This is a genomic window from Bradyrhizobium arachidis (assembly GCF_015291705.1).
In the GTDB taxonomy this organism is placed as follows: Bacteria; Pseudomonadota; Alphaproteobacteria; order Rhizobiales; family Xanthobacteraceae; genus Bradyrhizobium; species Bradyrhizobium arachidis.
The window spans coordinates 499,530-524,256 of the sequence record NZ_CP030050.1 but is presented as its reverse complement, the minus strand read 5'-3'; the positions used below and the strand labels follow the sequence as shown (position 1 = coordinate 524,256).

The 24,727-nt window shown below is 65.4% G+C and carries 19 protein-coding genes; 11 read left to right on the top strand and 8 right to left on the bottom strand.

All coding sequences use genetic code 11. The features are described from left to right. Positions 1-33: 33 nt before the first annotated feature. A complete protein-coding gene (locus tag WN72_RS02475; protein WP_092219466.1) occupies positions 34-2,784 on the top strand; it encodes a beta strand repeat-containing protein in 2,751 nt (916 codons plus the stop codon). A 286-nt stretch (positions 2,785-3,070) separates the two neighbouring features. On the opposite strand, the gene WN72_RS02470 is transcribed toward WN72_RS02475, so the two are convergent. Together WN72_RS02470 and WN72_RS02465 are read right to left on the bottom strand one after the other, a co-directional pair. Further along, a complete protein-coding gene (locus tag WN72_RS02470) occupies positions 3,071-4,327 on the bottom strand; it encodes a Spy/CpxP family protein refolding chaperone (protein ID WP_244553957.1) in 1,257 nt (418 codons plus the stop codon). Positions 4,328-4,478: 151 nt separating this feature from the next. After that, positions 4,479-5,498: a LysM peptidoglycan-binding domain-containing protein gene (locus tag WN72_RS02465; RefSeq protein WP_092219472.1), complete on the bottom strand. Its 1,020-nt coding sequence runs from the start codon at positions 5,496-5,498 to the stop codon at positions 4,479-4,481. Positions 5,499-5,668: 170 nt separating this feature from the next. On the opposite strand from WN72_RS02465, the gene WN72_RS02460 reads away from it, so the two are divergent. From WN72_RS02460 to WN72_RS02450, 3 genes are all read left to right on the top strand, one after another. Then, on the top strand, positions 5,669-6,364 hold the full coding sequence (locus WN72_RS02460; protein ID WP_092219474.1) for a hypothetical protein: 696 nt from the start codon (positions 5,669-5,671) through the stop codon (positions 6,362-6,364). Positions 6,365-6,599: 235 nt separating this feature from the next. Next, positions 6,600-9,263: a bifunctional diguanylate cyclase/phosphodiesterase gene (locus WN72_RS02455; RefSeq protein ID WP_092219476.1), complete on the top strand. Its 2,664-nt coding sequence runs from the start codon at positions 6,600-6,602 to the stop codon at positions 9,261-9,263. A 173-nt stretch (positions 9,264-9,436) separates the two neighbouring features. Further along, entirely contained in the window at positions 9,437-9,796 is a 360-nt protein-coding gene (locus WN72_RS02450) for a hypothetical protein (protein WP_027563571.1), read from the top strand. Positions 9,797-9,857: 61 nt separating this feature from the next. Here WN72_RS02450 and WN72_RS47445 read toward each other — a convergent pair whose 3' ends face one another. Continuing rightward, the gene (locus WN72_RS47445; protein ID WP_265441090.1) at positions 9,858-9,980 is read right to left on the bottom strand and encodes a hypothetical protein; all 123 of its coding nucleotides are present in this window, start codon (positions 9,978-9,980) and stop codon (positions 9,858-9,860) included. A 96-nt stretch (positions 9,981-10,076) separates the two neighbouring features. Further along, positions 10,077-10,253 (bottom strand): hypothetical protein, encoded by a 177-nt coding sequence (locus WN72_RS02445; RefSeq protein WP_156950902.1) that lies wholly within the window; start codon positions 10,251-10,253, stop codon positions 10,077-10,079. Positions 10,254-10,385: 132 nt separating this feature from the next. Here WN72_RS02445 and WN72_RS02440 point away from each other — a divergent pair, with 132 nt between their 5' ends. The 3 genes from WN72_RS02440 to WN72_RS02430 all read left to right on the top strand — a co-directional run bounded on the left by WN72_RS02440 (position 10,386) and on the right by WN72_RS02430 (position 12,845). Next, a complete protein-coding gene (locus tag WN72_RS02440) occupies positions 10,386-10,523 on the top strand; it encodes a hypothetical protein (protein ID WP_156950903.1) in 138 nt (45 codons plus the stop codon). 126 nt (positions 10,524-10,649) lie between these two features. Next, positions 10,650-11,765 (top strand): lactonase family protein, encoded by a 1,116-nt coding sequence (locus tag WN72_RS02435; RefSeq protein ID WP_027563572.1) that lies wholly within the window; start codon positions 10,650-10,652, stop codon positions 11,763-11,765. 192 nt (positions 11,766-11,957) lie between these two features. After that, positions 11,958-12,845 carry an efflux RND transporter periplasmic adaptor subunit gene (locus WN72_RS02430; RefSeq protein ID WP_027563573.1) on the top strand — a complete coding sequence of 296 codons (888 nt, stop codon included), beginning with the start codon at positions 11,958-11,960 and terminating at the stop codon, positions 12,843-12,845. 130 nt (positions 12,846-12,975) lie between these two features. Here the strand turns inward: WN72_RS02430 and WN72_RS02425 are convergent, their stop codons facing one another. Then, positions 12,976-13,824, bottom strand: coding sequence for a caspase family protein (locus WN72_RS02425; RefSeq protein WP_027563574.1), 849 nt, complete (start codon positions 13,822-13,824; stop codon positions 12,976-12,978). Between the two features lie 426 nt (positions 13,825-14,250). Between WN72_RS02425 and WN72_RS02420 the strand changes: the two genes are divergently transcribed. From WN72_RS02420 to WN72_RS02410, 3 genes are all read left to right on the top strand, one after another. Next, positions 14,251-15,978 (top strand): hypothetical protein, encoded by a 1,728-nt coding sequence (locus tag WN72_RS02420; protein ID WP_092219505.1) that lies wholly within the window; start codon positions 14,251-14,253, stop codon positions 15,976-15,978. A gap of 236 nt (positions 15,979-16,214) precedes the next feature. Next, a complete protein-coding gene (locus WN72_RS02415; protein ID WP_092219479.1) occupies positions 16,215-16,937 on the top strand; it encodes a thermonuclease family protein in 723 nt (240 codons plus the stop codon). Positions 16,938-17,043: 106 nt separating this feature from the next. After that, positions 17,044-18,231 (top strand): pyridoxal-phosphate-dependent aminotransferase family protein, encoded by a 1,188-nt coding sequence (locus tag WN72_RS02410; RefSeq protein ID WP_027563577.1) that lies wholly within the window; start codon positions 17,044-17,046, stop codon positions 18,229-18,231. 199 nt (positions 18,232-18,430) lie between these two features. Here the strand turns inward: WN72_RS02410 and WN72_RS02405 are convergent, their stop codons facing one another. Both WN72_RS02405 and WN72_RS02400 read right to left on the bottom strand, forming a co-directional pair. After that, positions 18,431-19,531: a hypothetical protein gene (locus tag WN72_RS02405; RefSeq protein WP_092219481.1), complete on the bottom strand. Its 1,101-nt coding sequence runs from the start codon at positions 19,529-19,531 to the stop codon at positions 18,431-18,433. Continuing rightward, complete coding sequence (locus WN72_RS02400; RefSeq protein WP_027563578.1) at positions 19,531-20,967, bottom strand: MBOAT family O-acyltransferase; 1,437 nt, start codon at positions 20,965-20,967, stop codon at positions 19,531-19,533. Before WN72_RS02400 ends, WN72_RS02405 begins: the two co-directional genes overlap by 1 nt. A 264-nt stretch (positions 20,968-21,231) precedes the next feature. On the opposite strand from WN72_RS02400, the gene WN72_RS02395 reads away from it, so the two are divergent. After that, positions 21,232-23,337 carry a S9 family peptidase gene (locus WN72_RS02395; RefSeq protein WP_092219483.1) on the top strand — a complete coding sequence of 702 codons (2,106 nt, stop codon included), beginning with the start codon at positions 21,232-21,234 and terminating at the stop codon, positions 23,335-23,337. Between the two features lie 231 nt (positions 23,338-23,568). On the opposite strand, the gene WN72_RS02390 is transcribed toward WN72_RS02395, so the two are convergent. Continuing rightward, complete coding sequence (locus tag WN72_RS02390; protein WP_027563580.1) at positions 23,569-24,660, bottom strand: SMP-30/gluconolactonase/LRE family protein; 1,092 nt, start codon at positions 24,658-24,660, stop codon at positions 23,569-23,571. Positions 24,661-24,727: the final 67 nt, after the last annotated feature.

Sequence of the window (24,727 nt, the reverse complement as noted above, 5' to 3'; positions counted from 1 at the left end):
CGCCGCATTTCCAGGGCACGTCAGGGAGGGATCATGGCTTCTTTCACCGTGGCAAGCGGTTCCACAGTCACGTCCGCAAAGACCGTCGGCAATACCGACACCGGCATCATCCAGGCCGGCGGCACGCTGTCCGACACCACCGACATCACCTGGACCGGCGGCGCGGCCGGGCAGACCGTGGTGATCGACAATGCCGGCACCATCCTGGCGACGAGCCGCGGCATCGACACCAAGGGTTCCTTCACGACGGGCAATCTCAGCTTCACCAACGAGGCCGGCGCGAAGCTGATCACGGGCGACGATGCGTTCCGCATCAACACCGCACTCTCCACCGGCACCATCACCGTCGACAATTCCGGCAGCATCGTCTCCGGCGCGGTGGACGCCAGCGGCAACATCATTGCGGCCTCGAGCGGGCAGGCGCTCGACTTCGCCGCGATCGTGTCGGCCACCGAAGTCATCAACATCACCAATCACACCGGCGCGGTGATCGGCGCCTCCGGCAATGATGCGATCCGCCCCGGTGCCGGCATCATCACCATCACCAATGACGGCCTGATCGACGCGACCGCCTCGGCGAGCCGCGCGATCAATCTGAACACGTCGAACCTCACCAACATCACCTCGTTCACGCTTGATAACGAGCAGCATGGCGTGATCCAGTCGCAGGGCGATGCGGTGCGCATCACGGCCTCGACGCTGACCACGACCGCGACCTATTCGGTCACGGTCGACAATGCCGGCACCATCCAGTCGACCGGAACCGGATCCGCCAACGGCCAGGCGATCGATTTCACCGATCTGGTCTCGACCAGCGGCAGCATTCACCTCATCAACGAGGCGACCGGTGTGATCAAGGCGGCCGATGCCGACGCGGTCCGCGGCGGCGTCAACATGGTCGTCGACAATTACGGCAAGATCTTCGGCGGCGGCACGGCCGGCGACACCAATGACGGCGTCGACTTCCAGGGCAATGCCGGTGGCGTCGTCAACAACCATGCCGGCGGCACCATCGAGGGCACGCGCCACGGCATCACCGGCGACCAGCCGATCACGATCAGCAACGATGCGGGCGGCAGCATCATCGGCGATGCCGGCTCCGGCATCAACATGGACACCGCGAGCACGACCACCACGACCATCCTCAATTCCGGCCTCATCACCGGCCATGCCGACGGCGTCAGCGACGGCGACGGCATCGACGTCGATGGCCTGATCGCGCTGACGAATTACGGCTCGATCACCACGACGGGCCACAGCGATGGCATCCTGGCCGAGGCGATCACGATCGGCGGCGGAAGCATCGTCAATTACGGCACGATCTCGAGCGTCGAGCGGGCGATTACGGTCGACGATTCCAACCTCGGCAACGCCTTCGCGCCGACGACGGTCGAGAATTGGGGCCTGATCCACGGCGGCAATGGCGAGGCGATCTCCATCACCGACACCTTCGCCGACATCATCACGAACCACGGCACGATTGACGGCAGCGTCGCGCTCGGTGGCGGCGACGACATCGTGAACGACTACACCGGCGCGACCTTCACCGCGGCGGTCGATGGCGGCGACGGCATCGATACGTTCAACCTGCTCGGCAACGGCTCCGGCACGCTGGCGCATACGGTGAATTTCGAGCTGCTCGACGTCAAGGCCGGCAGCTGGAGCGTCACCGATGCCGAGAGCTTCGCCTCCGGCATCACCATCGACGCGGGCGCCAGGCTCGCGCTCGCCGATGGCGGCTCGCTCACGGGCGCCGTCACCGACAATGGCGTGTTCGCGTCCACCCATTCCGACGTCTTCGTGTTCAATGCGACGATCTCCGGCAACGGCGCCTTCGACCAGGCCGGCACCGGCACAACGGTGCTGAGCCAGAGCAACGGCTACACCGGCGGCACGACGCTGCATGCCGGAACGCTGGAGCTCGCGGCGCTCGATGCCGCCGGCACAGGCGCGATCACCTTCGAGGACGGCGCGCAGACGCTCAAGATCGACAAGGCGGCGCTGGACCACGGCCATCTCGACAACACCATCGAAGGCTTCGGCGTCGGCGACACCATCGACCTCGCCGGCATCGGCAAGGCCAGCCAGGTGACGCTGTCGGCCGACAACGTCCTCACCCTCACCGGAAGCAAGTCCGGCACGATCACGCTGCAGCTCGACTCCCATGCCTATGCCTCGGGCCTGAACTTCCAGCTGTCGTCCGACGGCAATGGCGGCACCAAGATCACCGCGATCGCCGACAATCTCGTCGAAGGCAACGACGGCAACAATCTGCTGATCGCAAAACTGTTCAGCCCGGTCGGCAGCTTCCTCGACGGCAAGGGCGGCAACGACATCCTGATCGGTGGCCAGCATTCCGACGTGCTCAACGGCGGCGGCGGCAACGATTTGCTCTACGCCGGCGCCGGCGCCGATCAGTTCCGCTTCAACGGCACCGACCAGGCGGCCGGTCAGCGCGCCACCGACACCGTATTCGACCTCAACTTCAACAAGGGTGACGCGCTGGTGTTCTACGACTACGAGGCCGGCACTTTCGCCTCATCAGGTGCGCATGCCGCGGCCGTGCTCGATAACGGCGAAGGCGCCGGCTCCGGCGCGGTGGTGAAGTCGATGGCGGCGCTGGTCGATCTCGTCAAGGACTCGGCCGACGTCACTGCCCATCGCGGCGGCGCCAACGACCTCGTCATCGACATTAGCCAGAGCAACGGCAGCCACGAGACGATCCTGCTCGATCATCAGTGGCAGGCTTACTCGCTGGCTTCGGGCGGCCATTTCTTCAGCTAGAAGCGGGATGCGTTGAAGTCGAACGAGTCGAGCCAAAAGAATTGCTCTCTCCGGTCCCTCCCCCCTTGTGGGGGAGGGCGATCGCATATGGCGTCCTGGACGGCCTGAGCGCGCGCCTCGTCCTTCGAGACGACCGCTTCCAGCGGTCTCCTCAGGATGAAGCTAAACAGCACCGCGCCGGTTGAAGCTGCTGCCGCGCACTCGGTCCTCATCCTGAGGAGCCCGCCTAAAGCGGGCGTCTCGAAGGATGGCCGGAGGAACGGCTCTCAATGTGATTCCTCTGCGCTCACGCGCCCCGCTTCGGGCCGATGGCCTCGAAGGCGGCCTTCTGCTCGTCGGTCAAATCCGCCTCGAAATCATCGAGCGCATCGCCGACGGTCTTGACCGCCTCCAGCATGGCGCCGAGCCGCGCCTTCACCGCGGCGAGGCGGGCTTGCGGGGTCGCTGCGGCCTTCGCTGTGCACGGGCTCAGCGTCTCCATGGTGCGCAGCGTGGTGTCCTGAAGCACGTCGAGGCGTGCGCGGCCGGTGTCGTCGAGCTTGAGCGTCGCGGCGATGTCGGCGGCGGGCCATTGCTGCTGCACGAGCTGCTCGTACTGGCGCTGCGCCTGCACGTCATAGCGCGGATCGTTGTCGGCCTCGCAGGCGCTTGCCGCCTGCGCATCCTTCTTCTGGCCGGCCGCGAGCGCGGCGCGACGCTCCTGGCCGAGCGCATCGAGCTTTTTCTTCTGGCCGTCGTCGAGCAGGCCCTCGAATTTAGCCAGCGGCGCTGCGACCGCGTCGGTCGCCTTGATCATCGCCTCGATGCGCTCGCGCATCAGGCCGAGGCGATCCGCCGCGGTCGCGGGCACCTCTGCCGGGCAGGCCGCGCGAATGCTGTCGCGGGCGGCTAGCCAGGCGGCACTGAAATCGTCGAGTGCTGCGCGCTGCACTTCGTTCGGCTGCACGGCGGTGACGATGCGATCCATGGGGAAGCCAGCGGGATCGCTGGCATCACAGACATTCTGCGCCGACGGAACCTTGCGCGCGCGCCGGCCTTGCGGCGCGGTATAGGCGGCGAGCTCGGTCGCGGCATAGGGCGCGAAGATCGCGGCATAGATGTCGCCATAACCATAGAGCGAGAGGCTGGTCATATCGCCGAGGATGACGGCGTTGGCGAGATCGTCCTGCGCGAACGGCCAGAACACTGGGCCGGCCCAGCCATAGCTGCCGTCGGGATGACGCCACCAGCCCTGCGGGCGGCGGCCGCCACGCCAGCCCGACAGCGCGGCCTGCGCCGTGAGCGCCGCACGCACGATGTAGGGATTGGGCGGCTGACCGCGCTCGGCACCGCGCGGATCCTGCGATCTCAGCGCGGCGGAGCGGTATCGGCCGCCCCGCACCGCCATGCGGGAATGGCGCAGGCGTGACATGCCGATCATGTGGCCGACGGCGAAGCGGGCGACGCCGAGCGGACCGCCCCGTAATCCGAACTGTGCCTCGGCCTTGCTCGGCAGCAGCACCGCCAAAGTCGCGAGGACTGCGCCCGCCAGCACCAGTCCCATGCGAGGCCTCCGCATGACGACCGAATTGACCACTGAGTTGACCACCTCTTGGCCCTCCTCCAGCGCCAGGCACGCAGTGCGCGGTACAGAGATGACTCAGAGCGGAACCAAAGGTTCCGACCCCGCGCCGGTCAAAGCGTCGCAGAAATCATCAGTGTGCCTTCGGCAGCACAAAGGTCTGGCCGGGATAGATCAGGTTCGGGTTGTGGATCTTGTCGCGGTTGGCGTTGAAGATCACCGCATAGCGGGCGCCATCGCCGTAAGCGAGGCGGCTGAGCGCCCACAGGCTGTCGCCGCGCGAGATCACGCGGCTGCCGCCCGCATCGGCCGGCGCGGTATTGAAGACCTCTGCCGGCGAGGCCGATGCGACCGCATTGGCGGTCGGCGCGCGCGCCAGGACCTTCGGCTTCGGCGTCCCCATCAGCCGCGGACGGGCCGCCGACCTCTCTGGCGCGGAGGCGAGGCGCGGCGCAGCTGACGGCAGGGAGGCCACGACGTCTGACTTGTCGTCGGGCTTCTCGGCCTGCCGCGCGGCAGGTGCCGGGCGCGCCGGCGGCGGCGCGGCTTCGGCGATGATCACCGGCATGGTGCGGGCGGACTGGGTGACGGTGCCGTTGGACGCTGTCGCGCGCAGGGTCAGTTCATAGGAGCCGGCGGGGAGCTGGGACGGGGTCATCACGAACTGGCCCGCCGCATCGGCCACCACGGAGTCGAGCGGCTTGCCGTCGCGCAGCAGCTCGACCTTGGCACCCGGCGTGGCCTGCCCCGCGATCACCGCAGCCTCGCCGTGATCGTCGACGCGCGCGACGTCGAACCGGGGGCCGGCATCGGCCGCAGCCGCCGGCGGATTGGCCGGGGCGAGCTCGCCGAGTGCCGCAATCTGCTTCTGCGTCTCGGCGAGCGGAGCCGCCGCCTTTGGCGGGACGACCGGCTCGGGGGACGCCGATGGTGCAGGCTGCGCGGCGGCAAGCCTGGACTCATCCGGCCTGGCTTCGGCTTTGGATTCAGCCTTGGCCTCAGGCTTCGCGGCCTTGACCTCAGGTTTGGCGGCGACCTCGGTCTTCTCCCCGCCCGGCAACAGCCGGCGCAGCTCGGTGGGCCCGATCACCAGCGCGGTGCCAACCAATGCGAGCAGACAGAACGCAATGAAGGCCTTGGAAGCGGTCAACATCGATGCAGAACCTTGGATCGCAAATCAGCCGATGGCAGCAAATTGCGCCGATTTCGCTGCGGCAGCAAGTCGGCCGATGGGATGATCACTCTTTCGGATGAACCGGCACCGCCCCGCCGGAGTCCAATGCGCAAGGCCGCAGCGCGGCATTTATTTTAGGGATTTCTTCCGTGACCAGATTTTGCCGTCCCGCGCCATGGTTGGCGCTTGCCCTGTTCCTTGCCGCCTCCCCCGCGCTCGCCGCATCCGGCCCGCCGCCGGGCTTCGTCCTCACCGACAACGCCGATCTCGCCTTCACCTCGCCCGACGGTGCGACCAAGCTCGAGCAGTACATGAAGGACAGTGAAGACCTTTTCGAGGTCAAATGGCAGGTCTGGGCCCGACGCGGCGAGCAGATGACGGAGCTGAAGCCGGAGCAGGGCTATGGCGCCGGCTTCCGCTTCACCGCCGATTCGCAATGGCTGGTGCGGATGCAGAAGACGGGCTCGGGCTCGCAGGATCTGTTCCTCTACCATGTCGAGAACGGCGCCTTCGTCAATGCGACCCGGAAATCGCTCAGCGATCTTGCCTGGGCCTATTTCCACAGCCGGCCCGATACGAAGAACATGAAGCTCGACTACCACATCTCGGCCAATCTGATGAAAGGCACCGAAGATGCCTATCGCTGGCTCGGCGTCGACTGGCCCAACAACCGTTACCTCGTGATCTCGCTGTCGGGGGCGATGGACAAGCATCCGAAGAACGTCGCCGTGAAGGGATTGGCGGATTGGAAATGCCGCTATGACCTCAAGATCGGCAAGTTCGATGTCCCGGCGATGTTCGCCAAGGGCAATGCGGAGGCGCTGGAGTGGGAGATCAAGCGGTGAGAGCCGCTCGGTAGCTTCGTAGGGTGGGCAAAGCGAAGCGTGCCCACGCGCTTTTTGCCGCCACGAAGAGATGGTGGGCACGGCGCAAGGGCGCCTTTGCCCAGCCTACGGTCTCGTAGGCGCCCGCATAGGGAACCCAAGCCTCTGATTCCATTCCGATTCATATTTTCCTAACCCTTACTGGTAACGGGGTCTTGTCGGTTTTGCTGCATCTTGCATCCCACGGGAGGGCTGGATGGGCACATCAATCCGATGGACCGCGCGGATGCGCGCGTTGCTGCGCCGTTGGCAGGGAGCGCCGCTGACGTGGCTGATCGGCGGCGGCTTCGTGCTGATGGTCGCGATGGCCATCGGCACCGCGCTCACCGTCGACCGCTTCCGCCAGAATGCGATCGAAAGCGGCCGCGACAGCCTGGAAAACTCCGTCCGGCTGCTGGCCCGGCACTTCGACCGCGAATTCGCCGATTTCGCGGTGCTGCAGAAGAGCGTCATCGCCGAGCTCGAAAGCCACGGCATCGAATCCGCCAACGTCTTCCGCAGCGAGATGGGCACGCTCGCCATGCACGAGGTGCTGCGCGCGAAAGCCAGCGGCTGGTCCGACGTCGCCGGCGCCAACGTGTTCGATGCCGAGGGCGTTCTGATCAACTCGTCGCGGCGCTGGCCGGTCGCCGACATCTCGGTCGCCGACCGCGGCTATTTCGACCGCCTGAAGAATGATCCGACGTCGCAGGAGGAGATCGAGGTCGTTCCCGGCCGGTTCGGCAACGGTCCCGCCATCGTGTTCGCGCGGCGCGTCTCCGGCCCGCACGGCGAATTCCTCGGCATGGTCTCGCGCGCGATCTCGCCGGAGCAGCTCGAATCCTTCTTCGCCTCGAGCGGGCTCGGCGAGGAATCCTCGATCGCGATGCATCACCAGAACGGCCAGCTGCTCGCGCGCATTCCGCATGTCGATGCCATGATCGGAGAGAATTTCCGCAACGGCACGCCGGAGCAGCGGTCGGTGTTCGAACGCACCTTCGTCACCACGCAGCTCGCAAGCCCGATCGACGGCAAGGACCGCATCGTCGCCTCGCGCCTCCTGACCGGCGAGCCGCTGGTCGTGGTCGCGACCAAGTCGCTGGACGCCACGCTCGCCACCTGGCGCACGCAGACGAAGTTCTTCGTGTTCGTGGCTGTGCTGTCGATCGGCCTGCTCGTGCTCACGCTGTTCCTGATCTTCCGCCAGATGACCAACCGCCTCTCGGTGGAGAAGCAGCGGCTCGACACCGCGATGAACACGATGACGCAGGGCCTCCTGATGTTCGATCGGGACCAGCGGCTGATCGTCTGCAATCGCCGCTACATCGAGATGTACGGCCTTTCCGCTGGCGTGGTGAAGCCCGGCGCCTATTTCCGCGACGTGATCCAGCACCGCTACGACACCGGATCGTTCCACGGCGACGTCGATGCCTATTGCGACGACATCCTGGACAATGTCGGACGCACGCAGAGCGCCATCGTCGAGACCGCCGACGGCCGTCTGATCGAGGTCAAGAACCAGCCTGGTGCTGCCGGCGGCTGGCTTGCCACCCATGACGACGTCACCGAGCGCATCCGCGCCGACGAGCGCATCGCACATATGGCGCATTACGACGCGCTGACCGACCTGCCCAACCGCGTGCTGATGCGCGGCCATCTGGAGCGCCGCGTCGCCGAGCTCGCCCAGGGCAAGCCGTTCGCGATCCTCTATATCGACGTCGACGAGTTCAAGGGCGTCAACGATTCGCTGGGACACGAGGTCGGCGACGAGCTGCTGCGCCAGGTGGCGAACCGTCTGCGCGCCTGCGTCAGCGGCAACGATCTCGTCGCACGGTTAGGGGGCGACGAGTTCGCCATCATCAAGGCCGGCACCTGCGATGAGCCGGAGCTGGCCGCGCTGGCAGACAATATCCTGACGGCACTGCGCACGCCGGTGAACTGCAAGGGCCAGGAGATCCCGACCGACGCCAGCATCGGCATCGCGATCGCGCCCGACCATGGCGACAATCTCGACGATCTGCTCAAGCGCGCCGATCTTGCGATGTATGCGGCCAAGACCGAGGGCCGCGGCACCTTCCGCATCTTCATCCCCGAATACGACGCCAAGGCGCGGCAGCGCCGCCAGCTCGAGCTCGATCTGCGCCAGGCGCTCGCCCGCGGCGAGTTCGAGGTGCACTACCAGCCGCTGGTCGACCTCGCGGCCAATGTCGTCACCGGCTGCGAGGCGTTGGTGCGCTGGCGCCATCCCGAGCGCGGCATGGTCTCGCCCGCGGACTTCATTCCGGTCGCGGAAGACACCGGCCTGATCGGCGAGATCGGCGAATGGGTCCTGCGGCAGGCCTGCACCGAGGCGGCGAGCTGGCCGGGCGATATCCACGTCGCCGTCAACGTCTCGCCGGTGCAATTCCGATCGAGCACGCTGGCGCTGAAGGTCGCCGCGGCGCTTGCGGAGTCGGGCCTCTCACCCGGCCGGCTCGAGCTCGAGGTCACCGAGACCGTGCTGATCCGCGACGACGAGGAGGCGCTCACTATCCTGCAGCAGCTGCGCGAGCTCGGCGTGCGGATCGCGCTCGACGATTTCGGCACCGGCTATTCATCGTTGAGCTATCTGCACCGCTTCCCCTTCGACAAGATCAAGATCGACCGCAGCTTCATCAGCGACATCGGCCAGTCCGAGGATTCCTCGCCGATCGTGCAGGCCGTGGTGCACATGGCCGCCGCGCGCCACATGGCGACGACGGCCGAAGGCGTCGAGACCGAGGCCCAGCGCGAGGTGCTGCGCCAGCTCGGATGCAGCCAGATGCAGGGCTGGCTATTCAGCCCGGCCGTACCGGCCGCGAAGCTGAAACAGCTGCTGTCGGCGCAGGCGGTGGCGGCGTAGTAGCCCCGGCGAGCTCACCGCGCCAAAATAGGATCAAACCTCAGGCCTTGCGGTTATCGCCCTGCCGAGGCGGCTGGAACTCTGGCCGGCGGGCGGCAGCCAACATGCATCACGCGCCTCGCAGCAGGCTTCGCGTCTGCGCGCTCGCGCGTGCGCGGATCGAGCGAGGCGACATGGCGGTCGTGACTTTCAGGATGATCCCTCTTCTGGCGGCCATCGCGATGATCGGCCTGCCTGCGCAGGCCCGCGACGATGGCCGCTACGCCAACTCGCCGCTCAAGGGCTGGTTCGAGAGCCTGCACAGCAAGGCCGGCGGCCCCTGCTGCGCCGATGCCGACGGCACCGCGCTCGACGATGTCGACTGGGACACGCGCGACGGACATTATCGCGTGAGGCTCCAGGGCGCCTGGATCGAGGTGCCCGACGATGCCGTGATCACCGAGCCGAACCGCGCCGGCCGCACCATGGTCTGGCCCTATTACGTCAACGGCCGCGCCTTGATCCGCTGCTTCATGCCCGGCAGCATGATCTGAGCTTCACCTTGAGATCGCAAGGCGGATCAGTCAGCCCTACGGCTGCGCGACGTGCGCGGGCTCACTTCACCTGCCGGGCCGCCTGGATTTCGACGAACTCGGCGTCGGGATGGCTGACGATGGTGGCGACCCAGATGCCGCTGATGATCAGCGACCAGGCGGTGTCCCAATAGATCCAAAACACGTGCCAGCCTCCCTTTCGCACTCCTCCGCCCGCGGGATCAAGGTAACGGCAAGACGAGGCCGCTGTTCCCAATGAAAGTACGGCGCGGGCGAGGCGCTATTTTGATTTGGTCGGCGGGGCGCTGCGATCGGTTTGGCCGGTGTGGCGCTTTGCCACGACGTCCTCATCGCGCGGGCCCTGGCGCGGGCGCGGCGGCGGCTTCGGCTGGCCGGCCTGACCGCCATGCTTGCCGCCCATGTCGGGCTTGCCTTCAAGATCGTTTTCGCGGGGCATGACGGGTCAATGCGCGGGCGCGGCATTGGTTCGCTGTTTTCACTTGTGAATGAGTTCATAGGATCGTCGCCGTTTGCAGTGCACGATCGCTGGCGGCGATGGGGGTATCGAACGGATGATGGATCTGGCCTGATGCGGAAACGACTCGTGGTCTGGACGATCTTGACCTGCGCGCTGGTTGCGGTCGCGGTGTGGGGCGTGCTCGGAGCACCCGACTATGCGACCGGCCCGCATTTGCCCTCCCGCAGCCTGACGGCGGCGGTGCGCTAGCCGTCCCGCACAACCGATACAATTTCGGCATTGATCGATCTTAATTGGGATTTGGTGCGGCGGCGCGGCTCCCGCTATCCTCCAGGGCAAAAGGACCGGGCCGCACCGGCTTGATGGAGGAGCCCCATGTTGAGACCGACACGCCGCGGCGCATCAGGCGCTGCGATCGCCACCACACTTGCTTTGCTCGCCCTCATCTCTGGAGTCCGCCCCGGCATGGCCGAGACCTTCGCCTATGTCGGCAACGCCGACAGCAACGACATCAGCGTGTTCAAGCTGGCCGACAACGGCGAGATGACGGCGGTGCAGACCGCGGCCTTCACCGGCGTCGAGAAGCCCGGCTCCTCGACGCCGCTCGCGATCACGCCCGACCACCGCGTGCTGATCGCCGGGGTGCGCTCGCAGCCGTTCCTCGCGGTGAGCTTTGCGATCGACCCCAGGACGGGCCAGCTCAGCCACATCGGCAACGGGCCGCTCGCCGACAGCATGGCGAACATCGCCGTCGACCATAGCGGCAAATTCCTGTTCAGCGCCTCCTATGGCGGCAACAAGGTCGCGCTCAATCCACTTCAGGCCAACGGCGTTGTCGGCGAGCCGAAGCAGGTGATTCCGACCGGGCTCAACGCGCACGCCTTCCTGCCATCGCCCGACAACCGTTTCGTGTTCGCGACCAATCTCGGCTCGGACCAGGTGCTGAGCTTCGCGTTCGATGCCACCGCGGGCATGCTGACGCCGAACGATCCGCCGACCCACAAGGTGCCGGAAAAATCGGGACCGCGACACTTCGTGTTCCATCCCAACGGCAAGTTCGTCTACATGATCCACGAGCTGAACGGCGACGTCGCCGCATTCACCTATGAGGCCAAAAGCGGCGCGTGGGACGAGATCCAGCGCACCACCGCATTGCCGGAAGGGTTCACTGGCAAACCGTGGGCCGCCGACATCCACATCACGCCCGACGGCCGCTTCCTCTACGCCTCCGAGCGCACCACCAACACGATCGCCGCCTACAAGGTCGATGCGACCAGCGGCAAGCTGACCACGATCGGCAGCGTGCCTACCGAGAAGCAGCCGCGCGGCTTCCACATCGATCCCACGGGGCGCTACCTCGCCGCGGTCGGCGAGCTCTCCGACAGCATGACGGTCTATGCGATCGACCAAAGCAGCGGCGCGCTGGGGAAACTGAAGTCCTATCCGACCGGCAAGAAGCCGAACTGGGTGGAGTTCTTGAGCCTGCCGTGAGGGCGCTTCGCTTACCCTCCCCTGGAGGGGGAGGGTAAGAGGCAACGGCGAACCTCTTCGTCATTTCAAAGACTAATCCTACAGGCGGCATCGCGCCGCCTGCGCTGCGGCATTCTCATCCGGCCGGCCCATGGCCCGCCGCGGTTGCTTCTGCTATCGATGAGGCCGTCAAGGCCCCAACCGGAATGACCGATGCGTCCATTGCCTGCGCGTTTCTTTTCCAGACATCTCGTTGCGCTCACCGGACTGCTGCTGCTGTCCGCTCCTGCCGCGCGCGCCGCCGAAGACGAGGCGCCGAAGGGGCCGGCGGTCACGGTGCTGAAGGCGGCAAAATCCTGCTTCTCCGACATCGTCGAGGCCACCGGCACCATCATCGCGCGCGAGGAAACCTCGGTGCGGCCCGAGCGTCCCGGCCTGAAGGTGACGGAGGTGCTGGCGGAAGCCGGCGACACCATTACGGCCGGCCAGGTGCTGGCGCGCCTCGCGCTGCCCGAAGGCGGCACGCTTCAGGTCGCCGCGCCCGTGGCGGGCGTGATCGCGACCTCGACGGCGCAGATCGGCAATTTGGCCTCGGCCAAGGGCGAGGCGCTGTTCACGATCGTGGCGCGCAGCGAATACGATCTGGTTGGTCTGGTCGCGACCACCGATATCCGCAAGCTCGCGGTTGGCCAGCAGGCGACGGTGCGCATTGCCGGCGCCGGCGATCTCGACGGCAAGGTGCGCCGCATCGGGCCGACCGTCGAGCCGAACATCCAGCAGGGCATGGTCTATATCGGCATCTCCTCGCAGAAGCGGCTGCTGCTCAACGCGAGCGGGCGCGCGCTGATCAAGACCGGGCAGAGCTGCAACGTCGCGGTGCCGCTCACCGCCGTGCAATATTCGTCCGCCGGCACTGTGGTGCAGGTGATCCGCCGCAACCGCGTCGAGACCAAGCGCGTCGAGATCGGCTTGATGTCGGGCGGCAATATCGAGGTGCGCGACGGCCTCAACGAAGGCGACATCGTCGTCGCCCGCGCCGGCGCGCTGCTGCGCGAAGGCGACCCGGTGCGGCCGGTGATGGCCGCGGAAGCGGCGAAGTAGGGACGGCTTCGTAGGGTGGGCAAAGCGAAGCGTGCCCACGTCTTCTATCGAGATCTTTGAAAGATGGTGGGCACGGCGCGTTGCGCCCTTGCCCACCCTACGATCGCTTCACAAGACGAGAGAGCAGAAACTAGCCGCCGGCTTCGTTGAACTGCACGTCCTCGAGCAGCGAGGACGACACGGTCGGGACCTGGTCGCCTTCGGAGGCGCGGGAGATGGCGACGCGGGTCTTGTTGAAGACGCTTTCGGCGCTGCCCTGCGCATTGAGGTTGTTGAGGAACTCGCCGACCAGCACGCTGTGCTCGCCCTTGCCGTCGTCGACGACCTTGCCGGGCGAAGCCGAGGACAGGATCAGCGCATTGTCGGGCGCGCTGATCGGCGCAAGACCATGGCTGTAGGAGCGGAAGCGGCGCTCATAGGGGTTGCGGCGGGAGGCGTCGACGACGACGAGCTTGGCCTTGGCGCCCTGCTGCTTCATCATGTCGAGCACGCCCTCGATGGACACGCCCTGGCGGCGGACGTCGCTTTCCTTCCAGATCACGGCGTCGACCGGCAGCATGTAGCTCTCGCGGCCGGCCTGCACGCCGAAGCCGCCGAAGAACAGCATGACGACGGTGTCGCGCTTGATCCGCGACTTCAGGCGGTTGACGGCGCGGACCATGTCGTCCTTGGTCGCGTCTTCCACCATGTCGACGTCAAAGCCGCTCTTGCGCAGGCTCGAGGACAGCGCGCGGGCGTCGTTGATCGACTGCGTCAGCGGCGCGCTGGCGTCGGGGTAATGTCCATTGCCGATGACGAGGGCGAGGCGCGAGGTCTGGCCGATCGAGCCGGTGACCTGGTCGGTCGAAACGGCCTTGGCGGCATCGAGCGCGCGCATGTTGAGGGCAGCATGGGCGCCGATCACCAGCGATACCGTGCCGATGAGGGCTGCGGCGACTGCGATCGTGCGTCGGGAAATGTCGAGCTGCCTTAAATTCATCTCGCTTCATTCCTGTCAGTGCCAAAGACCAGCCAAGCGCGCGCACACAGTTTGAGTAGCGCGATAGCGGCTTTAGGTTTGAGGGAGTGGCCGGGGATGTGCCCCCGAATTGCGCACAATTTGCGGCGCCGCACCAAACAAACCCTTAACCGGATATCGCCCGCGGGGCAATAGATTGCCCTAAATTTGAGCTAAGACACTGAATATGTTAACTAATTCTCCCGGCCCAATATGCGGATTTTTTGCGTCCCCGTAGCCTTCCGGAGTCTCATCATGCAGCCTCCGTGCCGAGTTTTTCTGTGACCATCATCACGTTTGTATTTCCCGCGAATCCGGGTAGCTTTTTCAAAGACTTGGCACGGGGGTGGCGCGCGGATGGGAGCGTGCCGGCCGCTCCTGACCAAGGCCCCCGCGACCAGGTATTTCATGAGCTTTCATTATTTCGCCGGTGCCGCCTGCCGGGCGCTGACAGCGCGCAAGGACGGCCCCTCTCTTTATGACGTCTGCGATCCCGTGTTGGCGGCGACGACCAGTGGCGATCCGCATCTGGCCAAATTCTACAAGACCGCGCTCGGCAATCCCGCATTGCGCCTGCTGCTCCGCCGCGCCGGACTGCCCGAGCTGCGCGAAGAGGCGAAGCTGACCCGGCTGCGCGAGGCGCTCACCCGCGCCCGCGACGATGCCGAGCCGGACTGGGCCGCGGTCGGCCAGCCCGTCGCCGATCTCGTCGACAGCATCGCGCTCGATCATCCCAAACCGCCGCCGGCGGCATTCACTGGTACGATGCCGCAGCCAGCGCAGATCGACGGCGTGATCCGCGACTGCGCGCAACATCTGCTCGGCTCGTATCGCAAGAACGGTTTCCTGCCGACCTATGCCGCCTTCAACCTGATCGGCGATCCCGATTTCCGCGGCCGTGAGCTGACCATGGCGCTGACGGGCCTGAATGCGCGCGGCTACAAGAACTCGTCGCTGCTGTTCAATCTCGCCCGCGTCTTCATCGCGCGCACGCACGCGCGCGCCGTGGTCAATCCGCCCTGGAAAGGCATCGCCGAGCCGATGTGGGAGCCGGTGCAGATCCGTCACCGCTCGGCCTACTACGATGCGTTCTTCATCGAGGCGCTGCTGAGCTATGTCGAGACCGGGCTCGCCACGCCCGCGGACAAGACCGCAGCCGAGCGCGCGATCGCCGACATGGTGGATTTCTGCGTCAACATCAGCCGCGAAGAGGTCGAGGGCATCGACGGCGCGCGGTTCAACGTCATCACCGCGCTGGCCCCTCCGCCGCATCCGCGCTTCTCGCGCTACTTCGCGCAGATCAAGCAGGACCTCGGCTTCGGCGTCTATGTGCCGGATTGCGACACCACGGCGTGCTCGATCTCCGCCGCGACGCAGGCCGGCTGCCTTGATGCGATCATCGACCAGCCGCTGCTGGATTTCTATGCCGGCTATCAAGTGCGCGCGGGCGTAAACGAGCCACGCGTGACCGTGCCGCTCAACGACAATATCGACTATGAGGGCGGCGTTGCGACCTGGATCGACAATCTCAGGGGCGAGCGCCCCTACGGCAACGATCTCGATCCGACGCTCAATCTCGACATTCTCGAGGTGAGCTTTCGCAACCTCGCGCGCTGGAAGATTTTGGAGACGCCGGCGCGGCTCGCCACCGTGCACCGGATCATCGGCTTCCAGAAGCGGCTTGCCGCGAGCGGCGCCTTCGCCAATCCGCGCTCGCACATCTATTATCTGCCGGAGCTCTACAGCGCCTATTTCGGCCGCTGCTATGCGGCGTTCCTGGCCCTGCCGCTGGCGGCGCAGGCGGCGATCGATCCCGACGGCGATTTCGATTTCATCCGCCACCGCGTGCTGTCCTACGTCAAGGGCGAGCTGATGACCGCCGAGATGAACGCGTTCGACGCCGCGCTGGCGCTGATCGCGCTCGGCCATCTCGGCGCCGATCCGCGCGCCTTCGCGCCGGCGCTGAACGTGATCATCGCAAGCCTTGGCGAAGGCGGCCGACGCGGCCCGTTCCGCGCCTATGAGTGGAACAAGATGAAGACGCCGACGCGGATTTTGGTCGGCGGGCCGGAGGTGACATCGGCGTTCGTGTTGATGGGGCTGGCGGTGGCGAAGCGGGCGATGGCGCGGGGGTGAGTCCGGTCTCGTGCCTCGGACACAGGTCTCGTAGGGTGGGCAAAGGCGCGGAGCGCCGTGCCCACGATCTCTCGCCACGCAAGACATCGTGGGCACGCTTCGCTTTGCCCACCCTACGGGACCTTTCAAATGACAGGAAGTTGAAAGCTCAATCGCCAGGCATAAGCTGGCCCACCGGCCAAAAGCCGACCACAATTGCGCGCCTCTATCGCCATTTTCATCACACGCGGACCGGCATGTTGCGAAAATTCCTGATTGCGCTGTGTTTCCTCGTCCCGTCGCTGGCCGAAGCCGCCGACATCAGCGGCACGGCAAAAGTCCGCGCCGGCGACGCCGTCGTGATCGGCAACACGCGGATCCGGCTCGGCGGAATCGACGCGCCCGCGGTCGACCAGCTCTGCCTCAACACCAAGGCCGAGCGCTGGACCTGCGGTGTCGCGGCCCGCGACGAGCTGGCCAAATATGCCGAAGGCAAGACCTGGGTCTGCCATACCCGATCGATCGACCGGCGCGGCCGCACTGTGGCGCGCTGCGAGGTCGGCGGCGAGGACATCCAGAAATGGCTGGTGCATAACGGCTGGGCGCTGGCCTACACCCGCATCTCCCATGACTACGAGCCGGATGAGGCTGCCGCGCGTGAGGCAAAAGCCGGGATGTGGCAGGGCGCCTTCATCGCGCCCTGGGACTGGCGGGTGCGCAACAAGAAGACTCCGATCCTTGGCGCGACCAAGCCGCCGGAGGGCGCGCATGCGGTGCTGCTCGCGTCCGCCTCGGGCCCTATCGCGCCCTCGCCGGACTGCACCATCAAGGGCAACGTCAACTCATCAGGCGAGTGCATCTATCACCAGCCGACCAGCCGCTGGTACGCGCAGATCAAGATGAAGATCAGCAAGGGTACCCGCTGGTTCTGTTCGGTCGAGGAGGCGGAGGCCGCCGGCTGCCGCGAGACTAAGAGATAAGAGCCCCAGACCTGCGTTTTCCGTGCTTTTCTCGGGCCGTCCCGCCGCGTAGAAAGAACAGATCAGCGACCCACCAGACAGTCTTCACGACACAAGGAAGATAGCAATGACCGTTCGCGCGGGCCGGGAATTTCTGGCCATCCCCGGGCCCACCACGATGCCCGACGAGGTGCTGCGGGCGATGCACCGTCCGGCGATCGACATCTACTCCAAACAGATGCTGGATCTGACCGAGAGCCTGCTCGGTGACATCTCGAAACTGTTTGCGACCAAGGGCAAGTCCTACATCTACATCGCCAACGGTCACGGCGCCTGGGAAGCGGCGCTGAGCAACGTGCTGTCGCGCGGCGACAAAGTGCTGGTGCTGGAAAGCGGACGCTTCGCGATCGGCTGGGGCAATGCGGCAGCGCTGATGGGCGCCGAGGTCGAGGTGCTCAAGGGCGACTGGCGCCGTGCGGTGCGGCCGCACGAGGTCGAGGAGCGCCTGCGCCGCGACAAGGAGCACACGATCAAGGCCGTCGTCGTGGTCCAGGTCGATACGGCCTCGGGCGTGCAGAACGACATCGAGGCGATCGGCAAGGCCATCAAGGCGTCCGGCCATCCCGCCCTCTACATGGTCGATACTGTCGCCTCGCTCGGCTGCATGTCGTTCGAGATGGACAAATGGGGCGTGGACGTCGCGATGTCCGGCTCGCAGAAGGGCCTGATGACGCCGCCCGGCCTCGGCTTCGTCGCCGCCAATACGCGCGCGCTCGAGGTGCACAAGAAGGCGAACATGTCGACGCCCTATTGGAGCTGGAGCGAGCGCGAGGGCACCGAGAATTATCGCAAATATGCCGGCACCGCGCCGGTGCATCTGTTGTTCGCGCTGCGCCAGGCGATCGACATGCTGCACGAGGAAGGACTGGAGAACGCCTTCCGCCGCCACAGCCTGCTCGGCGAAGCCGCACGCCGCGCCGTCGCCGTCTGGGCCGAAGGCCAGGTGCTCGGCTTCAATGTCGCGGAGGCGAACGAGCGCTCCAACACCGTGACCACGGTGACCATGAGCAACGGCCATGATCCCGCAGTGCTGCAGCGCTATTGCAAGGACAAATGCGGCGTCGTGCTCGGCACCGGCATCGGCGATCTCTCGGGACAAGCCTTCCGCATCGCCCATATGGGCCATGTGAATGCGCCGATGCTGCTCGGCACGCTCGGAGTGGTCGAGGTCGCCCTGAACGCACTGAAGATCCCGCACGGCAAGGGCGGGCTGGAAGCGGCGGTGTCGTATCTCGGTGAAGAGGTGGCGGTGTAACGGCGCAAACCACAAACACCGCCGTCGTCCCTGCGAGAACTCTTCTTCCTTCTCCCCTTGCGGGAGAAGGTGGCGCGAAGCGCCGGATGAGGGGTTGCTTCCGCGAACTCAACAAACAGTTTTGCGCACGGATAGATACCCCTCACCCGTCTCGCCGCTGCGCGGCGAGCCACCCTCTCCCGCAAGGGGAGAGGGAAGATCAGCGCTCCACGCGATACGCCTCGACCTGCGCCTTCAGCTCATCCAGCGATGCCGTCGGCTTCTTCGGATCGACGCGATACTCCCCGCTCGCTAGCCATTTCAGCACCATCGCGTCCACCACAGGCGAATGGTGTATGACATCGCCGTAATTGGCGAAATCGTGCGTTACCGCCTTGATCGCGCGGAAATCGTGCAGGCGCACATTGGGAAGCCGCGTCAGGCGCCGCGCAATGACTGCCGTCAGATCCATGACGATGTTCAGTGTCTCCGGCGAAGCATCGCGCATCGCGACGAATTGCAGGATCGAATAGGGCGGGAAATAGATGTCGAACGTCACGTCGCGATGGCGCGTGATCAGACCGACGGCGTCCTGCTCGAAATGCCGCACCATGGCCTCATAGCCATAGCCTTCGCCGAGAAAGCGACGGCGCGAAGGCGCGGTGATATAAGCGAAGGAGGCGAGCGTCTTGTTCGCATTGTAATCGCGCGCGAGGTCGAAATCCCGCGGCAGGGCGTAGATGTCGTCAACATTCGCCAGTGCGAACTTGACCGGGAGATACGGCGCGGCCCGGCTGAGCGGCTCTCGCAGCGGCGGGACCGAGCGCAGCAACCCGAATAGGGATTCCTTCGCCATGGCCGCGCTGAACAGATAGGACGCAATGCCCTTGGCCGACCTGCGATAGAGATCGACGGAGAGATAAGGATCGGCCGCGATGTCCGCGGCATCGACGAAAATAAAGTCGTCCATCTCCCAGATCACGCGCCTTGCGCCGGCCTCGATCGCCTGCTCCAGGACGAAAGCCTGCTGGCGCGAGTTGGAGCCGGTCATCGCCAGCTTGATCGAATGGACACCGAGCGCGCGGTCGATGTCGCTCTGGCGGAAATGGATCGCCAGCGAGGTGCCCATGAAGGCGGTGTCGAACGACTGGCTGCGGATCAGCCCGGCATTCTGCACCCGCGTGTCGTCGGAATAGAAGGCGAGACGCGAGGCGCGGAACAGCTGCAGGGGATCGACGACATAGGTCAGCACTGCCGCGCCCAGCATGCACACGATGCTCGCGAGCAGAAAACGCCTCAGATGTGTGGGGGTGCCCTGCATCAGAACCGGAAATAGATGAATTCGCTGTGGCTCTGAATGCCCAGAATGCCGAACGCGAGCACCAGGGAGGCCGCATAGAGGGCCAGCGGACGCATGCGCCCCGCCCGCAAGGCCTCGCCGACGCGGCGGTTGCCGTGATCGTATCCCATGACCTCTTGCGTGTTCGGCGCCAGCCACACCAGCGCCGCGTAGATCGCAATCATCACCAGCGCCGCGATCTCCTCGCGGCCGAGGACGATGTTCGAGGGATCGGCCATCGCGTGCAGGATCCGCAGCGCCCAGGCGACGCTCTCGGCGCGGAAGAACACCCAGGCGATGACGACGGCAAGAAAGGTCAGCGCGGCGCCCGCGATGCGGACGGGGCGCGCAAGCAACGCCGGAACATCAGGCACCAGCGCGTTGAAAGCGTGATTGACGCAAAGATAAGCGCCGTGCAGCGTGCCCCACACCACAAAGGTCCAGGCGGCGCCATGCCAGAGGCCGCCAAGCAGCATCGTGATCAGCAGGTTGACATAGCGCAGCACGCGGCCGCGCCTGTTACCGCCGAGCGGGATGTAGAGATAGTCGCGCAGGAACTGCGACAGCGTCATATGCCAGCGGCGCCAGAAATCGACGATGCTGGCGGCCTTGTAGGGCGAGTTGAAATTCACGGGCAGGAAGATGCCGAACATCAGCGATATGCCGATTGCCATGTCGGAATAGCCGGAGAAATCGAAATAGAGCTGGAACGTGTAGGCAAGCGCACCGAGCCAGGCCTGGTCGAAGCTCGGCGAGCGCGCCTCGAAGGCGAGCGCAACCAGCGGCTGGATGCCGTCGGCAAGGCAGGTCTTCTTGAACAGGCCGATCGCGAAGATGATGATTCCGCACAGGATCAGATGCGCGTCCGGATGCTTGGTTTCCTTGCGCGCGAATTGCGGGATCATGTCCTTGTGGTGGAGGATCGGCCCCGCGATCAGATGCGGGAAATAAGTCACGAACAGCGCGTAATGCGGCAGTGCATAGGCCGCGACCTGGCCGCGCCAGGCATCCACGAGGAACGCAATCTGCGTGAAGGTGTAGAAGGAGATGCCGACCGGCAGCAGGATGTGGACGGCGATGTGCGTGCCGAGCAGCGCGTTGATGTTTTCGGTAGCAAACCCGGCATATTTGAAGATGCCGAGCACGAGGAGATCGCCGGCGACGCCAAACGCGAGCGCCGCCTTTCGTTGTCCGGGGGCGAGCTTCGCCACGATGAGGAGATGGCCGACGCCGTAGTTGAAGGCGATCGAGAGCAGCAGCAGGGCCACGAACTGCCAGTTGCCGATGGCGTAGAAAGTCAGCGAGGCCAGCGCCAGCCAGATCACGGGCGCCAGATTGCTGCGCCGCCCCAGCCAGAAATAGCCGGCGAGCACAGCGGGGAGGAACAGCAGGATGAACGGATAGGAGTTGAACAGCATCAGGCTGGACCGGCGGCGGGGATATGGCCCGTAAAAGCATAGAAGGGGCTGATCAACAACCCGGCGACTTGGCGCAGTGGCTGGAACGGCCATGCTGGCAATTCGCGGGCTTGTCGCCATATTATGGGCGACCCGCCGCTTTCTACGGCCGTCATTGCCGGGCTTGACCCGGCAATCCATCGCTCAAGAAATCGTCTTTGATGGATGCGCGGGTCAAGCCCGCGCATGACGAGATGGGTTCCGATGAGACGCAATGAGGATCGAGTGACCCAGGCCAAGACACCTTCAAAGCCCCCCGTCGCCCCGCGCCGGGCGCATTCCTTCACCCGGCACGGGATCACCGTGACCGACGACTATGCCTGGCTGAAGGACGAGAAGTGGCAGGAGGTGCTGCGCGATCCCGCGGTGCTCGATGCTGATATCCGCAAATATCTGGACGAGGAGAACGGCTACACCGAGAGCCTGCTCGGGCATACCTCGTCCTTGCAGAAGACGCTGGTGCGCGAGATGCGCTCCCGGATCAAGGAGGACGATTCCAGCGTGCCGTCGCCGGATGGTCCCTTCGCCTATTTCCGCAGGTTCCGCGAGGGCGGGCAGCACGAGCTGTTCGGCCGCATGCCGCGCGATGGCGGCAACGAGCATATCGTGCTCGACGGCGACGCGCTCGCAAAAGACCACAAATATTTCAAGTTCGGCGGCAGCCGGCACTCGAACGATCACAAGCTTCAGGCCTGGAGCGCGGACACCAAGGGCTCGGAATATTTTTCGATCCGCGTGCGCAACTGGGCGACGGGGAAGGATCTCGACGATCTCGTCGAGGAGACCGATGGCGGCGTCGTTTGGAGCAAGGATGCCAAGAGCTTCTTCTATGTGAAGCTCGACGACAATCACCGGCCGATGCAGGTGTGGCGGCACAGGCTCGGCACGAAACAGGCCGACGACACGCTGGTCTATGAGGAGCAGGATGCCGGCTGGTTCACCCATCTGCACGAGAGCACCAGCGGCCGCTTCTGCGTGATCGCCGGCGGCGACCACGAGACCTCGGAACAGCGGCTGATCGATCTCGCCAACCCCGAGGCGCCGCCGCGCCTTGTCGCGGCGCGCGAGGACGGCGTGCAATATTCGCTGGCCGATCGCGGCGACGAGCTGTTCATCCTCACCAATGCCGACGACGCCATCGACTTCAAGATCGTCACGGCGCCGCTTTCTTCGCCCGAGCGCAAGAACTGGCGCGACCTGATCCCGTATCGTCCCGGCATCTACATCATCGACCTCGATCTCTATGCCGGACATCTGGTGCGGCTGGAGCGCGCCAATGCACTGCCGTCGATCGTGATCCGCGATCTCGCCGGCGGGGAAGAGCACGCCATCGCCTTCGACGAGGCCGCCTACTCGCTCGACACGATGGGCTCCTACGAATTCGAGACGACGAACTTACGCTTCTCCTATTCGTCGATGACGACGCCGTCGGAAGTCTATGACTACGACATGGTCAAGCGCACGCGGACCTTGCGCAAGCGCCAGGAGATTCCGTCGGGCCACGACGTCGCCGACTATGTCACCACCCGCATCATGGCGAAGGCGCAGGATGGCGCCGAGGTGCCGGTCTCGATCCTCTATCGCCGCGGGCTCCAGCTCGACGGCTCGGCGCCGCTGCTGCTCTACGGCTATGGCTCCTACGGCATGGCGATGCCGGCCTCGTTCAGCGCCAACCGCCTGTCGCTGGTCGACCGCGGCTTCGTCTACGCCATCGCCCATATCCGCGGCGGTGCGGACAAGGGCTGGGGCTGGTATCTCGACGGCAAGCGCGAGAAGAAAACGAACTCGTTCGATGATTTCGCCGCAAGCGCCCGCGCGCTGATCGATGCGAAATACACCAGCGCAAAACGCATCGTCGGCCATGGCGGCTCGGCCGGCGGCATGCTGATGGGCGCGGTCGCGAACCGCGCAGGCGAATTGTTCGCCGGCATCGTCGCCGAGGTGCCGTTCGTGGATGTGCTCAACACCATGCTCGACGACACGCTGCCGCTGACGCCGCCGGAATGGCCGGAATGGGGCAACCCGATCGAGAGCGAGAAGGATTTTCGCACCATCCTGTCGTACTCGCCTTACGACAATATCGCAGCGAAGGAGTATCCGGCGATTTTGGCGATGGGCGGATTGACCGATCCGCGCGTGACCTATTGGGAGCCCGCCAAATGGATCGCGCGCCTGCGCGCCACCATGCGCGGTGGTGGCCCGGTGCTCTTGCGCACCAACATGGGCGCCGGCCATGGCGGCGCATCGGGACGGTTCGACCGGCTCGATGAGGTGGCGATCGTGTATGCGTTCGCGCTGTGGGCGGCCGGGATGGCGGAGGCCGGGGTGTAGCGACACCCACAGCCGTCGTCCCTGCCTAGTGCGCAATTGCGCACGGGCGCAGGGACCCATACCGCGTGATGTATCGGGAGGGTGCGAGAGCAGTACCGGCGAAGAAGTGTTCACTGTTAATCTTCGCCAAACTGCTCCCTGGGGTTATGGGTCCCTGCGCCCGTGCGCAATTGCGCACTAGGCAGGGACGACAGTGGGGATGTGGGGCGAGCTACCGCCCCACCAACACTCTCACACCGCCCCGTGCGCCTCGACATACAGCGCATAGACCGAATGGCTGCTCGCCATGTAGAGCCGGTTGTTCTTCGGGCCGCCGAAGCAGAGATTGGCGCAGCGCTCGGGCAGCTTGATGAAGGCGAGCGGCTTGCCTTCGGGGCTGAACACCATCACGCCGTCGAGATCCTCCGGCTTGCCCTTGAGCTGAAACACCTTGCGGCCGCCGACATCGGTCGGCTCGGATTGCAGCGCGCCGTTGGAGCCCCAGCCGCACCAGAGATTGCCGTCGCGATCGACGCGGAAGCCGTCGAGCGAGCCCTGGTCGGCGGCGTCGATCAGCTTGGTCTTGCCGCTCAGCGAGCCATCGTCGCCGACATTGTAGCTCCAGATGCTGCGGTTGGGCGTGCCCTTCCACTCGACGATGTAGAGCTTCTTCTCGTCCGGCGAGAAGGCAAGGCCGTTCGGGTTGACGAGGTCGGTGAGGACGGCGCTGAGCTTGCCGTCCTTGGCGATGCGGTAGACGTTGGTGGTGGCCTGCTCGGCCTTCTCCTTCTTGCCTTCCCACTCGCCGTTGATGCCGAACAGGGGATCGGTGAACCAGATGCTCTCGTCCGACTTCACCACGATATCGTTCGGCGCGTTCAGCCGCTTGCCCTCGAACTTGTCGGCGAGCACGGTGATCTTGCCGTCCTTCTCGGTGCGGGTGATGCGGCGGGTGACGGAGTGCTCGCAGGTGACGAGGCGGCCCTGGCGGTCGCGCGCATTGCCGTTGGCGTAGTTGGCGTTGGCGCGGAACACGCTGGTCTGACCAGTCTTCTCGTCGAACTTCATGATCCGGTTGTTGGGAATGTCCGAGAACAGCAGATAGCCGCCCTCAGGGAAATAGGCGGGGCCTTCGGCCCAGCGCATGCCGGTTGCGACCTGCTCGACCGTCGAGGAATAGAGCCGGTATTTGCCAAAGCTCGGATCGAGGATCTGGACGGCGGGATCGGGATAGCGCTGGTTCGGCGTGAAGGCGAACGACTGGGCGCCGGCGGCGCGGGCGAGAAGGGTGGATGCTGCCACGGCGCCAGCGCCGGCCACGAGGTTGCGTCGTGTGAAATTCATAAAAGTCCTCCCTGCTTGATAAAAGGCCGGCGCTTGATGCGGCCGGCCTGTTTCTTGATGTGGTCTG

Bases quoted from the DNA above. Each gene is read 5' to 3' on its own strand.
- WN72_RS02475 (WP_092219466.1), top strand. From the start codon at position 34: ATGGCTTCTTTCACCGTGGCAAGCGGTTCCACAGTCACGTCCGCAAAG.
- WN72_RS02430 (WP_027563573.1), top strand. From the start codon at position 11,958: ATGCGTCCATTGCCTGCGCGTTTCTTTTCCAGACATCTCGTTGCGCTC.
- WN72_RS02440 (WP_156950903.1), top strand. From the start codon at position 10,386: ATGCGGAAACGACTCGTGGTCTGGACGATCTTGACCTGCGCGCTGGTT.
- WN72_RS02400 (WP_027563578.1), bottom strand. From the start codon at position 20,967: ATGCTGTTCAACTCCTATCCGTTCATCCTGCTGTTCCTCCCCGCTGTG.
- WN72_RS02415 (WP_092219479.1), top strand. From the start codon at position 16,215: ATGTTGCGAAAATTCCTGATTGCGCTGTGTTTCCTCGTCCCGTCGCTG.
- WN72_RS02425 (WP_027563574.1), bottom strand. From the start codon at position 13,824: ATGAATTTAAGGCAGCTCGACATTTCCCGACGCACGATCGCAGTCGCC.
- WN72_RS02390 (WP_027563580.1), bottom strand. From the start codon at position 24,660: ATGAATTTCACACGACGCAACCTCGTGGCCGGCGCTGGCGCCGTGGCA.
- WN72_RS02470 (WP_244553957.1), bottom strand. From the start codon at position 4,327: ATGGGACTGGTGCTGGCGGGCGCAGTCCTCGCGACTTTGGCGGTGCTG.
- WN72_RS02465 (WP_092219472.1), bottom strand. From the start codon at position 5,498: ATGTTGACCGCTTCCAAGGCCTTCATTGCGTTCTGTCTGCTCGCATTG.
- WN72_RS02420 (WP_092219505.1), top strand. From the start codon at position 14,251: ATGAGCTTTCATTATTTCGCCGGTGCCGCCTGCCGGGCGCTGACAGCG.
- WN72_RS02405 (WP_092219481.1), bottom strand. From the start codon at position 19,531: ATGCAGGGCACCCCCACACATCTGAGGCGTTTTCTGCTCGCGAGCATC.
- WN72_RS02450 (WP_027563571.1), top strand. From the start codon at position 9,437: ATGGCGGTCGTGACTTTCAGGATGATCCCTCTTCTGGCGGCCATCGCG.
- WN72_RS02435 (WP_027563572.1), top strand. From the start codon at position 10,650: ATGTTGAGACCGACACGCCGCGGCGCATCAGGCGCTGCGATCGCCACC.
- WN72_RS02455 (WP_092219476.1), top strand. From the start codon at position 6,600: ATGGGCACATCAATCCGATGGACCGCGCGGATGCGCGCGTTGCTGCGC.
- WN72_RS02410 (WP_027563577.1), top strand. From the start codon at position 17,044: ATGACCGTTCGCGCGGGCCGGGAATTTCTGGCCATCCCCGGGCCCACC.
- WN72_RS02445 (WP_156950902.1), bottom strand. From the start codon at position 10,253: ATGCCCCGCGAAAACGATCTTGAAGGCAAGCCCGACATGGGCGGCAAG.